Raw genomic sequence first — 12,977 nt, 5'->3', positions numbered from 1 at the left:
CTGTGTTAGGTGCATGATCTTAAATCACATATCCCAATACTCATATCTTCAACTATGAAACGTTTAATAGACCTTTTCCGCAATAAATATTTTCTTGCAACGGCTGCATTTGCAGTTTGGATGCTATTTTTCGATAAAAATGATATGATGTCGCAATATGAATACCGTAGTCAGGCGAACAAATTACAGGAAGAAAAAGAGTATTTTGAAAAGGAAACCGCTCAGGTTAAAAAGGATTTAAACGAGCTGAATACGAACCTTAATACTGCTGAAAAATTCGCTCGCGAAAAGTATTTCATGAAAAAAGATAATGAGGATGTGTTTGTGATCATTCGTGAGGAGAAAAAAGACTAATCCCGGGCATAATTAAATTTCGGCAGTGATAGTTTATACTTAACCGCTACAACCCTTAATAAAAAGATAATAGCGATAACGGCAAGCTTTGCAATTACACTACCTACTCCAAATTCCAGCAGTAAAAAATAAATCGAACCACCCAAAATACAAGCAGTGGCATAAATTTCTTTTCTAAAAATCAGCGGAATCGTATTTAACAAGGTATCTCTGATAATACCTCCGAAACAACCGGTTATGGTTCCAAGTGCAATACAAACGCCAGGATTTAAACCAAAAGCAATTCCTTTAAGTAAACCCAACATTGTAAAAAACCCCAGCCCAAGGCTATCAAACAGGAATAAAGTAATTTTTAGTTTCTGAACCTGCGCCTTGAAAAACATCGCCACTAAAGAGGTCGCAAGAATAATCAAACAGGTTTGAATATCCCGCATCCATGCCACGGGAGTATCGCCAATTAACAAATCCCGAACGGTTCCCCCACCAATTGAGGTTACAAAAGCAATAATCAAAACACCAAATGGATCCAGTTTACGCTGCATAGCTGTAAAGGTCCCGGAAATGGAGAAAGCAACAGTGCCCAGGATTTCTAATATTTCTGAAGTACCCATCTATATAATTGAATTGTCTTCTCTTTTAAACTGAAAATAATATTGATCTTATTGAAATAACTCATTTAAACTACTTCAAAAAGTAATACTTCCCGGATACGTTCGGGGTTGAAAAAATCTACAGTTCTCCGTTACGTTTTCTTAAAAACCATTCTATACTCAATAGTATCAGAATACATGCATATAACCACTTTATATTAATCAGCTCATCGTATTTGCGGTCTTCATAACTAATAGTTTTAATATTTTCATTTTTCAAGATCTCATCTGCTATCTTTAACAGATCTTCAGGCATAAAAAGCTTGCCATTGCTCTGTTTAGCCATCGTATTTAATAACTGATGATTCGCCGTGGTTTCCTGATATTCGGCCATTAAAGAATTGACGTAAAAACTTCCTGATGCTGTTAAACGTTTTCCGCCAAGAGCAGTATTGGACAAATAGGAATAATTGCCCGCATCCATTGTCCCGGCATCAAGTTGATAAGCATTCTCGGTTTTAGAAAAAGTATAGTTGAATACCTTCCCCGCTTCATTTTTTACCTGAAGATTAACTTCCGGTTCATTTACAGGCTGGTAACTATCGTTATAAAGTGTGGCATTAAACTGAACAGCTTCATTTTCATCATAGGCTGATTTTGAGGTAAAAACTTTAAACTTTCGCTGATCATCTTTTACCGCAAGATATTGAATCGTTTTAGAAATCAAATCGTTTAACCCGGATGATCCATTTTCATTTTGTGCTTCTGATAATTTCCAGCGCCATAAGCCTTCTCCCATCAGGTAACCGCTTTTTAACCCATTTTCATTGGTAAAAAACAATAACGGTTGTTGTGTACTTACCTTTCCGATACGTTGATTAAAAACGGGTGTTGCACTTGCATTTACCATTAACCTTCCGAACGGCATCAATAAGGGGTCGAAAGTGGAAAATTTCTTTTTATCATCTTCGGATAAGTTAAAACTCGTAAAACCATTGGCAACATCAGCATAAACTTCTTGAAAGGAACCATTGGCAGCACTTAAGTTTACCTGATTTTGAATCTGATTAAAAGCATTCACATTGCTTTGTGCACCTAAAACATACCAAACGGGCCTTTTTAAAGCCATTACTTTCTGCAAAAATGAAGTCGACATATTTTGAGCATCTGGCAACTGGTATAATATGATTAAATCAAATTTGGATGGATCAGTGGCATTCAAATCATCAGCAAGGGCGAGTTTAGCCTCATAATGTTTATTGAGTGAAATGGCCTCTTTTAAAACACCTAAATCAGGATGTGGTGCTGCTGCAGCCAATAACACTTTTTGTCTGCCATCAATCACTTCCACATAAAAAGTTTGTGAATTATTTTTCGTGGTGATTTCATTAGGTAAAACGCCCAGTTGAACGGTATATTTTTGAACACCTATTTTCCCGGCATGCAGTTTTATAGGAATATTTTTAACAAATGAATTTCCGTTAATGGCAATGGCTTGCTGAACTACTTTAACCCCATTCTGATTCACCGCTATTGTCGTATTTTCATGATCGCTTTGAAAAGCCTGAACCTGAACTTCAATGGTGAAGTCATCATCCAGGTAAACGATATTATTATAGTTTACATTTGAAATTAAAACATCTCGTTTGGGAATACTATCGCCCAAGGCAATGGTATAAATCGGCGCATTCATCTGATTGATGCTATATAAGGGATTTCCGCCACGATTGAATATCCCATCAGTAGCCAGGATAACAGCGCCTACATTTCTGTTGGTATACTCATCTCTGATTTTCCGAAAAAAAGCGGAAGCATCTGTAAGTTTTCCCTGGTTTTTAAAGTCAAGGCCATCCTTTACCGTATCAGAAAAATGGTAAGCTTTAACTTCATACCGATCTGATAGTTTATCCTGAAGAATTTTCAGGTTTTTCTCGTACAATTTCTGGTCAAAACCAGCCGCTTTAACCTGAGCAATAGAAAGGGAATTGTCCTGCCCGATAATGATGACAGGCTTATCTAAAGTATAGTTTAGCGTTTTAATTAAGGGCACAAATATTAGCCAGGCAATCGCCGTAACAGCAACTATTCTGATGGCAGCTAAACCATATTGCAGCTTTCTATTAATATTTTTATTTCCCCGATACAGTAACCATGCATATAAAATACCTAAAGCCAGGCAAGCCAGAAAATATAAAATAGAAGTACCGGCAAAAATGCTGTTCATATTTTATAAAGATGCTAATTTTGTTATTAACCACAAAGAAAGAAAGTTGAGGGTTTTTAACTACAGGGGACACAAAAGGTAGGCATAGAGATATACGTAGTCGGGTGTGAAGATTACTAAAAGATGAATCATTTGGTGTGTGTTATGCCTGGAAATCTATAAATTCTCTGCGTGCGCTGTCGTTAAATAAGTAGATTTGACCAAAGCAAATTTTATGAAATTAATCTGTTTAACGCTTCTCTTATCATTCAGCATTATGGCCAATGCACAAAATAATTTCAAGTCGACCCAAATTCAATTCGAAAGGGTAGAAAAAGCTTATCAAGAGAAGTGGGAAACTTTATATCAGTCACTACAATTAGCGGGTTATAAAGATCATTTTTCAATGATCATCAATGCTTATAAAGCTGAAGGAAAATTAGAAATATGGTTAAAAGCTAAAACTGACCATAAATATTCACTTTATAGGGCGTATGATTTCTGTGCCCATTCCGGTACATTGGGTCCAAAAGTAATGGAAGGCGATAAGCAAACACCCGAGGGATTTTATGCTATCAATGTTTTCAACCCGATGAGTACCTATCATTTATCACTTGGCCTAAACTATCCTAATAATGTTGATTTGGCGAGAACCGGCAAAGACAGAAAACCTGGAAGTGACATCTATATTCATGGGAATTGCGTAACTGTCGGTTGCATTCCGCTCACTGATGACAAAATTAAGGAGATTTATATTTTAGCAGTTGAAGCCAGAAATTATGGTCAGGAAAAAATACCGGTAAACATCTATCCTTTCAAAATGACAAATGAAAATATGAAGAAATATTCCATTCAGTTTCCTCTACAAGCCGGTTTTTGGAAAACACTACAACCGGGTTATTTAGCTTTCAAGAAGCATAAAAAACAATTGGATATTAATGAAATTGATGGGGAATATACGTTGAGGTAAAAGCTAAAAGGCATAAGGTTCAGGCCAAAAAACCCATCTTATGCCTTTTAATTTTTTAGTTTGGAACAGGAGAATCCTGTGTCTTAAACCTTTAATCCCTCTACCTTCTTATAGCATTCCGCCACAAACGGATAAAGTTTGACCAGTAACATACGCACTCATATCTGAAGCTAAAAACACGCAAACATTGGCAATATCTTCCGTTTCGCCGGCACGTTTTAATGGAATGTCTTTTTCCCAGCCCGCAACCACTGCAGGGTCTAAAACTTCTGTCATTTCAGTACGGATAAAACCCGGAGCCACCACGTTTGCACGGATATTCCTGGAACCTAATTCTTTGGCCACAGATTTTGTAAAACCAATAATACCCGCTTTAGACGCCGCATAATTGGCCTGACCTGCATTACCTGTAACACCGACTACAGAACTCATATTGATAAATACACCTTTACGCGCTTTCATCATCACTTTGGATGCAGCCTTAGTCACATTAAAGATAGACTTCAGGTTGATATTGATAACATCATCCCAGTTTTCTTCACTCATCCGCATTAATAAACCATCTTTGGTAATGCCTGCATTGTTCACTACAATATCAATAGTTCCAAACGCTGCTACAACATCACTGATCAATTGCTCGGCCTGATCGAATTTCGAGGCATCAGAACGATAGCCTTTAACTTTCGTTCCAAAAGTTTGCAGTTCTTTTTCTAATGCTTCGCCTTTTTCTACTGATGACAAGTATGTAAAAGCAACGTTAGCACCTTGCTCCGCAAATTTTTCAGCTATTTTACGACCAATACCTTTTGATGCACCGGTAATTAATGCCGTTTTTCCTTCTAATAATTTCATGATGAAATGTTGTAAAGTTGAATTTTTTAATGTTGTAAAGTTAATACTAAAAACCAAATTGACTAAATGACTTCAGACTAAAGACTTCTGACTAAACTGCCGGTTCCTGCTGACTTAAACAGTGAAAACTTCCCAATCCCCAGATAATATCTACGGAATTGATTCCGATAACTTTTCTATCCGGGAAACAGCCCTGAATAATATCCAGCGCTTTCTGATCATTCACATCATCAAAGACCGGTACGATTACAGCTGCATTGGCGATGTAAAAGTTAGCATAAGATGCCGGCAAGCGCGTGTCATCATAAATCACGGGCGAAGGCATTGGTAATTCTACAATATTCAGTGAACGGCCATCCTTTAATTTCATGGCCTTTAAAGCTTCTAAATTCTCTTGCAACAGCAAATAGTTTTCATCCAGCGGATTGCTTTCTACCACCGTCAAAACGGTATCTTCATTGACAAAACGGGTAATATCGTCAATGTGTCCATCCGTGTCATCGCCAACAATACCATCTCCTAACCATAAAACCTGGTCTTGACCATAATATTCCAGCAAATATTTTTCAATCTGCTCTTTGTTTAACTGTGGGTTACGGTTTTCATTTAGCAAGCACGCAGTCGTAGTCAGAATGGTTCCTGCACCATTAAATTCAACAGAACCGCCTTCCATTACTAGATCAGGATTAAATAATGGCAAATCAAAATGTTTAGCGATTTTTGTTGGCACCACATCATCCAGATCAAAAGGGGGATATTTTCCACCCCATGCATTGTAGCCCCAATCCACTACGGCTTTTTCATTCCCTTTTAATACAAAAGCAGGACCATGGTCGCGACACCAGGCATCGTTGGTTTCGTTGAAATAAAACTCAATCTGCGATAAATCTGCATCAACTTTAATAAGTTCGGAAACAGCAAATGCTTTCATCTCCTCATCTTTCACATTAATGCGAACTTTCTCGCCTTCAGCAACTGCTTTAATAAACTGGCAATATGGCGTATATATCGTTTCGATTTTCCCTGGCCAGCTTGCCTCTTTATGTGGCCAGCTTAACCACGTGGCTTCATGTTTCGCCCACTCGGCAGGGAAAGCATAACCTTGTTGTTTTGGTGAATAATCGAATGGATTGATATTTAATTCTTTTCTTGGAGGGAAGTTTGACATTTCTTGTAGTCTTATAAGTTTAAGGTATCACATGGAATTTGTCGAAGTGTTTAGACCCTTCGACAAACTCAGGATGCACCCATACGTGGTTTTCGCTTTCAGCTTAATCCCCGTCAATATATCTTTTGGTAATTGGTTGATAAGAATCAATTCTTCTGTCTCTTAAAAATGGCCAGTGTTTACGCATGAAATCGCTTTGATCCAGGTCCAATTCCACCACTTTTGTTTCCTCCTGATCATGAGAGGCCAGATAAAGTAATTTACCCTGGGCATTCGTAGCAAAACTTCCGCCCCAGAATTTCATTCTGCCTTCTTGCTCAAAACCAACTCTGTTTACGCTTACCACAGGTACACCATTAGCCACAGAATGAGAACGCTGAATAGTTTGCCAGGCATTATATTGATCTTGATTCGTCTCTTCATCCTGCGTAGTATCCCAGCCAATAGCAGTTGGATAAAACATAATATCTGCGCCCATTAAAGCAGTTATGCGGGATGCTTCCGGATACCATTGGTCCCAGCAGATCAGGATTCCTATTTTAGCAAATTTGGTTTCAAAAACTTTATAGCCTAAATCACCCGGTGTAAAATAGAATTTTTCGTAATAAGCAGGATCATCTGGGATATGCATTTTACGGTATTTTCCTAAATAGGAACCGTCGGCATCTAATACAGCCGTTGTATTGTGGTACAATCCCTCAGCGCGTTTTTCAAACAGAGATGCAATAATCACCACACCAAGTTCCTTTGCTACCACCTGCAAAGCATCAGTTGATGGTCCAGGAATGGCTTCTGCTAAATCAAAATTATCATAGTCTTCCACATCGCAGAAGTACAATGAAGTAAAAAGTTCTTGCAAACACACAATCTGTGCACCCTTTGCCGCTGCCTCTCTTACTTTAGCAATTGCTTTGTCTAAATTTTCCTGCTTATCTTTAGTACAACTCATTTGTACCAAGCCAACGTTTACTTTCTTCATGTTTTTTTGAAATGAGAGAATGAGAGAATGATTCATTGAGAGAATGTTATTGTACCTATAGGCTACATTCACTCATTCAAAATTCATTCATTCAAATTTCCGTCAAAGTTACTATTTTGTTTAAAAGTAGAACGGCATAATCGTGTAAATGTTTTCTGGAAAAGGATAGGATAAGCTTAGAAGATTTTTAAATAATTTAGAGTACTTTAAACTGAACTGACGAAGTTCCCCCATCACACAAGCCAGCTAAACTTCGTAAGTTGAGTTATACCCCAATTTCTTCACGGTATTCTTGTTGCAATTCGAATAAACACTTGGCACACAAGCAACCATCATACAATTCAGAAATATATTGTACTTCGTTAATACTAAGTTGAACCACGCTACACTGACATTTGGTATAAGCATTTGCCTTGCACTCAATAGCTGTTCCGCATCTTTCGCAGGGAATGATTTCGTGTTTGCTATGTTTCAAAAGGTTGTTCATTGGTTCACTCGTCATTAGTTCATTGGTGCTTGGCGCATTAAAACCAAATGGCTAATGAACTATTGAACTAAGCAAAAATAAGGACAAAAAGTAAGGTTTTGAGCGTTTGCCCAAAACCTTACTTAATTTTGAATATGTGATACAAGTGCTATTGGAAAACAGATTGCTTCAGCTCGCTCGAATTGGCTTCGCAATGACGGCAAGGTGATTAGCTTTTCGCTTTAGTCTTTTATCCTTGCTCCTTAATCCTTGTTCCTGTTTCTAACCAGAGCAACTGATACAGCCTTCTTCCATTGAACAAACCGGTCCGTCAACAATTTCTTCGGCCACCTGATCTTGTGTCATTTGCGCCGGGATAACCGCTTCGATCGCTTTACCGCCTTGATTTTCGACAGTGAATTTAACAGCTTGTGATGCGGCTTGCGTACGTAAGTAGTACATACCGGTTTTCAAACCTTTCTCCCATGCATAGAAGTGCATTGAAGTTAATTTTGAAGTATTCGGTGCATTTACGAATAGGTTTAATGACTGCGACTGGCAGATATATGCGCCACGGTCTGCAGCCATATCGATGATGTTACGCATCTTGATCTCCCAAACCGTTTTGTATAATTCTTTAATGTAATCCGGAATAGATGGAATGGCCTGAATGGAACCGTTTGCCAATATGATCTGGTTTTTCATTTCATTGTTCCATAAGCCTAAGGCCACTAAATCTTTCAACAAGTGTTTGTTTACCACCACAAACTCTCCACTTAATACCCGGCGGGTATAAATGTTTGAGGTATATGGTTCGAAACATTCGTTGTTACCTAAAATCTGAGAAGTAGAGGCTGTTGGCATCGGTGCAACCAATAAAGAGTTATATACACCATCTTTTACTACTTTACTACGTAATGCTTCCCAATCCCAGCGACCACTATCTGGTGTTACGTTCCATAAATCAAACTGGAACTGACCTTTTGATAAAGGCGATCCTGCAAATGTTTGATATGGACCATTTTTAACCGCTAAATCATGAGATGCAGTCATTGAAGCAAAATAAATTGTTTCGAAAATATCTTTGTTTAAACGTTTTGCCTCATCGCTCTCGAAAGGTAAACGCAATAAGATAAAGGCATCAGCCAAACCTTGTACACCTAAACCAACCGGACGGTGACGCATATTAGAGTTTTCAGCTTCCTGAACAGGGTAATAATTATGATCAATAATTTTATTCAGGTTTAAAGTAGCCTGATAAGTTACTTCATATAATTTCTGGTGATCAAACTGTCCGTTGATTACAAAACGAGGCAATGCTAAAGATGCTAAATTACAAACCGCAACTTCGTCTTTTGATGTATATTCAATAATCTCAGTACACAAGTTAGAACTTTTAATGGTTCCTAAATTCTGTTGATTAGACTTGCTGTTCGCCGCATCTTTAAACAACATATAAGGTGTACCCGTTTCAATTTGCGAATCTAAGATAGCAAACCAAAGTTCCTGTGCTTTAATCGTTCTTCTGCCACGGCCTTCAGCTTCATACTTTGCATATAAAGTTTCGAATTCCTGACCAAAGCAATCAGCTAAACCCGGGGCTTCATGCGGACAGAATAATGTCCAGTCGCCATTATCTTTAACGCGTTGCATAAACAAATCGTTGATCCAAAGGGCATAGAACAAATCGCGGGCACGCATTTCTTCCTTACCGTGGTTTTTACGCAGGTCTAAAAATTCAAAAACATCCGCATGCCAAGGCTCTAAATAAATAGCAAATGCGCCTTTGCGTTTACCACCACCCTGATCTACATAACGGGCAGTATCATTAAATACACGTAGCATTGGAATAATACCATTGCTGGTGCCATTTGTACCACCGATATAAGATCCTGTCGCACGGATGTTATGAATACTTAAGCCAATACCGCCGGCACTTTGAGAAATCTTAGCGGTTTGTTTTAAAGTATCGTAAATTCCTTCAATGCTATCATCCTGCATGGTTAACAGGAAGCATGACGACATTTGGGGTTTTGGGGTTGCAGCATTGAATAATGTTGGCGTGGCATGTGTAAACCAACGCTCGCTCATTAAATTATACGTTTTGATTGCACTTTCAATATCTTCTTTATGGATACCAACTGAAACACGCATAAACAAATGTTGCGGGCGTTCTACAATCTGACCGTTAACTTTTAACAGGTATGATTTTTCTAAAGTTTTGAAACCGAAATAATCAAAACCAAAATCACGGTCGTAAATGATAGAACTATCTAAAATATCCTTGTTTTTTTCAATAATTTCAAAAACATCATCAGCAATTAGCGGTGCAGCCTTTTGCGCTTTCGGATCGAAATATTCGTACAACATTTTCATCGTACCCGAAAATGATTTTGTGGTATTTTTATGCAGGTTGGAAACCGCAATACGCGAAGCCAATAAAGCATAATCAGGGTGTTTTGTGGTTAACGATGCAGCCGTTTCTGCAGCAAGGTTATCCAACTCTGATGTGGTAACACCATCGTATAAACCTTCAATTACCTTTTTGGCAACGTCGATTGGATCGACAAGGTCTGAATTTAAACTGTAACACAACTTTTGAATGCGGGCTGTGATTTTGTCAAATTGCACCGGCTCTTTGCGGCCATCTCTTTTTAGTACGAACATATGTTATGAGATTTAATTTTTATTGACTGAATGAGTGAGTTTTGAATGTGAGAATGTTAATCTACCCATCGCCTCCACTCTATTCATTGCATTTATTTATTTCTTTGACTGATAAAAGAGCATTTACTCATTCCATCATTCACTAATTCGAATTTGGATTAAAAGTCTTCGTCTAATGAAAACGCTTGTTTATTATTATCGGCTGAGGTTAGCACACCACTTTTTTGATAATCACCTACCCTTTTCTCAAAGAAGTTGGTTTTTCCCTGCAAGGAAATCATTTCCATAAAATCGAATGGATTGGTTGCATGGTATATTTTTTTATAACCCAGTTCCTGTAACCACCTGTCTGCTACAAATTCGATATACTGACTCATTAATTTAGCGTTCATGCCAATCAAGGCTACCGGTAATGCATCTGTAATAAACTCTTTTTCAATTTCTACTGCATCACTAATGATCCCGTGAACCGCTTCTTCACTTAGCTTATTGCTCAACATGCTGTATAACAGGCAGGCAAACTCACAGTGTGAACCTTCATCTCTTGAAATTAACTCATTACTGAACGTTAATCCTGGCATTAAGCCACGTTTCTTTAACCAGAAAATTGAGCAGAAACTTCCGCTGAAGAAAATACCTTCAACCGCAGCAAATGCCACTAAACGCTCTGCGAAAGTTCCGTTTTCAATCCAGCGAAGTGCCCATTCCGCTTTTCTTTTAACTGCCGGAACAGTGTCAATGGCATGGAATAAACGGTCTTTTTCTTCCGGATCTTTAATATAAGTATCAATTAATAACGCATAGGTTTCGGCGTGGATGTTTTCCATCATGATCTGAAAACCATAGAAACAACGGGCTTCCGGCAACTGCACTTCACTCATGAAGTTTACCGCCAGGTTTTCATTAACAATACCGTCACTGGCAGAAAAGAATGCCAGAATATGAGAAATGAAGTGTCTTTCTCCATCATTTAAATTATCCCAGTGTTTCTGGTCATCAGAAAGATCAATTTCTTCTGCCGTCCAAAAGCTGGCTTCGGTTTTTTTATACATCTCCCAAATTGCCGGATATTTAATCGGCAAAAGCACGAACCTATCTTTGTTTTCTTGTAGTAATAATTCCTGTTCCATAACTGATACTTTATTTTTCTTCATTTTAATCAGAGCCGACGAAGACATGCATCCACCAATGTGATATGGTGATTGAAATGTCTTTATCAAAACGCTGTAGTGAAAGTGCTAACTCCTGCTTTCTGGCAAACAACTACATTTTTTAGCTGGGGAAATTTAAATTTTAATCGAGAGATCTACCAGTAAATCACTAAAAAATAAGCCTTTATATTTGTTTTCAGGTGCAAGAAGTTGAAGAACTTTGTTGAAACAAATATAGATACACAGGGCTTGTTTTTTGAACCAAAGTTGTTAACACCGTTGTGATTTAGGTGAATAAACACATCAGCTAAATCTCATTTTCTGGCGAAAAAAAAGGTAATTGTTTAGTTTCAAGGGGCTAGCAAATAAAAATAAGTGTTAATAACTTAAATTTAAGCCATATAGGCTTTACAAAATAGAGCTAAAAAGAATATTATTCTAAGTTATAACTGAGGCTAACTTTGGCAATTCCCTGGCGATAAATGCCAATCTGTTTTGCGGCACTTTCTGAAAGATCTATGGCTAATTTTTTTGAGAATGGACCACGATCATTCACTTTTACCACAACTGATTTTCCATTGTCGGGATTAGTTACGGTAATCATCGTTCCCATGGGTAAGGTGCGGTGTGCGGCAGTTAATTTTTTTGCCCGGTATTTAACACCGCTGGTGGTTCGGCGGCCTTCGAATTTTCTGTGATAATAAGTTGCCAGAACTGTTTTATTGATACTATCCGGCGCATTTAAGGGACCGGAATTTTGTGCTTTACCTTGTAAAAACAGCAGACTAAAACTTAATAACAGCAGATACTTCATAGGCTAAATTTTATTTGTAGAGCGCACAAATATAAGCATTTAGTTTATAATCAACAATTTGTGGAAAAACAGCTAAATTCTGAGCATCAAAAAAGGCGTATAACTTATCGCTATACGCCTCTACCTAACCCTACTACATCCACCTTATTTTTTATCCGGCACAAAGTTCATGGAGATTGAATTTACACAATGACGGGTGTCTTTATTGGTAAATCCTTCACCTAGAAATACGTGACCTAAATGCGCGCCACAATTGGCGCAAACAATTTCTGTACGTGATCCGTCAGCATCCGGGATGCGTTTAACGGCTCCTTTAATTTCATCATCGAAGGCCGGCCAGCCGCAGTGTGCATCGAATTTACTTTCTGATCTATATAATGCTGCATTGCAACGTTTGCAGGTGTAAGTACCTTTTTCGGTAGTATGTTCATATTTACCCGTACCAGGATATTCTGTTCCTTTATTAACAATTACTCTTTCTTCTTCGGGGGTTAATGGATTCCAGTTCATTTTCTTTTTCGGTATAATATTTTCTGATTGCTGTGTTCGCTCGGTCTCTTTCTTTTCCTGCTTTTGCGCACAGGCAGAAAGACTCGTAATTAAAACAACAGCAGAGATCAAAAATAGTTTATTTAACATCGTGTTCATGTATCAATATACGCCATTGATTTTGATTTGGTTTGCAGGTTTGAGAGAATGTAGTAGTGTTTACAAAGGAATGATAAATCAGTTGGGCGTTGGGCAATTCCGGAAGCTAAAGGTG

The 12,977-nt window shown here is 38.0% G+C and carries 12 protein-coding genes; 2 read left to right on the top strand and 10 right to left on the bottom strand.

Annotated features, from left to right (window positions below):
* Nucleotides 1-54 precede the first annotated feature (54 nt).
* On the top strand, nt 55-354 hold the full coding sequence (locus OQ267_RS06340; RefSeq protein ID WP_088299312.1) for an FtsB family cell division protein: 300 nt from the start codon (nt 55-57) through the stop codon (nt 352-354).
* On the opposite strand, the gene OQ267_RS06335 is transcribed toward OQ267_RS06340, so the two are convergent.
* Nucleotides 351-965 (bottom strand): trimeric intracellular cation channel family protein, encoded by a 615-nt coding sequence (locus tag OQ267_RS06335; protein WP_265835272.1) that lies wholly within the window; start codon nt 963-965, stop codon nt 351-353. The genes OQ267_RS06340 and OQ267_RS06335 overlap by 4 nt on opposite strands.
* Before the next feature lie 118 nt (nt 966-1,083).
* Entirely contained in the window at nt 1,084-3,168 is a 2,085-nt protein-coding gene (locus OQ267_RS06330) for a hypothetical protein (RefSeq protein ID WP_265835271.1), read from the bottom strand.
* A gap of 214 nt (nt 3,169-3,382) precedes the next feature.
* Between OQ267_RS06330 and OQ267_RS06325 the strand changes: the two genes are divergently transcribed.
* The gene (locus tag OQ267_RS06325) at nt 3,383-4,117 is read left to right on the top strand and encodes a L,D-transpeptidase family protein (protein ID WP_265835270.1); all 735 of its coding nucleotides are present in this window, start codon (nt 3,383-3,385) and stop codon (nt 4,115-4,117) included.
* Nucleotides 4,118-4,225: 108 nt separating this feature from the next.
* On the opposite strand, the gene fabG is transcribed toward OQ267_RS06325, so the two are convergent.
* The 8 genes from fabG to OQ267_RS06285 form a co-directional block, all read right to left on the bottom strand.
* Nucleotides 4,226-4,969 carry a 3-oxoacyl-[acyl-carrier-protein] reductase gene (gene fabG / locus OQ267_RS06320; protein WP_088299308.1) on the bottom strand — a complete coding sequence of 248 codons (744 nt, stop codon included), beginning with the start codon at nt 4,967-4,969 and terminating at the stop codon, nt 4,226-4,228.
* 91 nt (nt 4,970-5,060) lie between these two features.
* Nucleotides 5,061-6,137: an agmatine deiminase family protein gene (locus OQ267_RS06315; protein WP_265835269.1), complete on the bottom strand. Its 1,077-nt coding sequence runs from the start codon at nt 6,135-6,137 to the stop codon at nt 5,061-5,063.
* 103 nt (nt 6,138-6,240) lie between these two features.
* The gene (locus OQ267_RS06310; protein ID WP_265819717.1) at nt 6,241-7,116 is read right to left on the bottom strand and encodes a carbon-nitrogen hydrolase; all 876 of its coding nucleotides are present in this window, start codon (nt 7,114-7,116) and stop codon (nt 6,241-6,243) included.
* Nucleotides 7,117-7,381: 265 nt separating this feature from the next.
* Nucleotides 7,382-7,603, bottom strand: coding sequence for a cysteine-rich CWC family protein (locus tag OQ267_RS22435; RefSeq protein WP_082491372.1), 222 nt, complete (start codon nt 7,601-7,603; stop codon nt 7,382-7,384).
* A 261-nt stretch (nt 7,604-7,864) separates the two neighbouring features.
* Complete coding sequence (locus tag OQ267_RS06300; protein WP_265835268.1) at nt 7,865-10,249, bottom strand: ribonucleoside-diphosphate reductase subunit alpha; 2,385 nt, start codon at nt 10,247-10,249, stop codon at nt 7,865-7,867.
* A gap of 158 nt (nt 10,250-10,407) precedes the next feature.
* Nucleotides 10,408-11,403, bottom strand: a complete 996-nt coding sequence (locus OQ267_RS06295) for a ribonucleoside-diphosphate reductase small subunit (protein WP_088299304.1) — start codon at nt 11,401-11,403, stop codon at nt 10,408-10,410.
* Between the two features lie 430 nt (nt 11,404-11,833).
* Entirely contained in the window at nt 11,834-12,214 is a 381-nt protein-coding gene (locus OQ267_RS06290; protein ID WP_265819718.1) for a septal ring lytic transglycosylase RlpA family protein, read from the bottom strand.
* Nucleotides 12,215-12,358: 144 nt separating this feature from the next.
* A complete protein-coding gene (locus OQ267_RS06285; RefSeq protein ID WP_088299302.1) occupies nt 12,359-12,862 on the bottom strand; it encodes a methionine-R-sulfoxide reductase in 504 nt (167 codons plus the stop codon).
* Nucleotides 12,863-12,977: the final 115 nt, after the last annotated feature.

Source organism: Pedobacter sp. MR22-3 (genome assembly GCF_026240075.1).
In the GTDB taxonomy this organism is placed as follows: domain Bacteria; phylum Bacteroidota; class Bacteroidia; order Sphingobacteriales; family Sphingobacteriaceae; genus Pedobacter.
Note: the sequence above shows the minus strand (reverse complement) of the source record. Positions and strands in the feature narration are given on the sequence as shown.

Coding starts and splice junctions, on each gene's coding strand:
- OQ267_RS06340 (WP_088299312.1), top strand. CDS start 55: ATGAAACGTTTAATAGACCTTTTCCGCAATAAATATTTTCTTGCAACG.
- OQ267_RS06335 (WP_265835272.1), bottom strand. CDS start 965: ATGGGTACTTCAGAAATATTAGAAATCCTGGGCACTGTTGCTTTCTCC.
- OQ267_RS06330 (WP_265835271.1), bottom strand. CDS start 3,168: ATGAACAGCATTTTTGCCGGTACTTCTATTTTATATTTTCTGGCTTGC.
- OQ267_RS06325 (WP_265835270.1), top strand. CDS start 3,383: ATGAAATTAATCTGTTTAACGCTTCTCTTATCATTCAGCATTATGGCC.
- fabG (WP_088299308.1), bottom strand. CDS start 4,969: ATGAAATTATTAGAAGGAAAAACGGCATTAATTACCGGTGCATCAAAA.
- OQ267_RS06315 (WP_265835269.1), bottom strand. CDS start 6,137: ATGTCAAACTTCCCTCCAAGAAAAGAATTAAATATCAATCCATTCGAT.
- OQ267_RS06310 (WP_265819717.1), bottom strand. CDS start 7,116: ATGAAGAAAGTAAACGTTGGCTTGGTACAAATGAGTTGTACTAAAGAT.
- OQ267_RS22435 (WP_082491372.1), bottom strand. CDS start 7,603: ATGAACAACCTTTTGAAACATAGCAAACACGAAATCATTCCCTGCGAA.
- OQ267_RS06300 (WP_265835268.1), bottom strand. CDS start 10,249: ATGTTCGTACTAAAAAGAGATGGCCGCAAAGAGCCGGTGCAATTTGAC.
- OQ267_RS06295 (WP_088299304.1), bottom strand. CDS start 11,403: ATGAAGAAAAATAAAGTATCAGTTATGGAACAGGAATTATTACTACAA.
- OQ267_RS06290 (WP_265819718.1), bottom strand. CDS start 12,214: ATGAAGTATCTGCTGTTATTAAGTTTTAGTCTGCTGTTTTTACAAGGT.
- OQ267_RS06285 (WP_088299302.1), bottom strand. CDS start 12,862: ATGAACACGATGTTAAATAAACTATTTTTGATCTCTGCTGTTGTTTTA.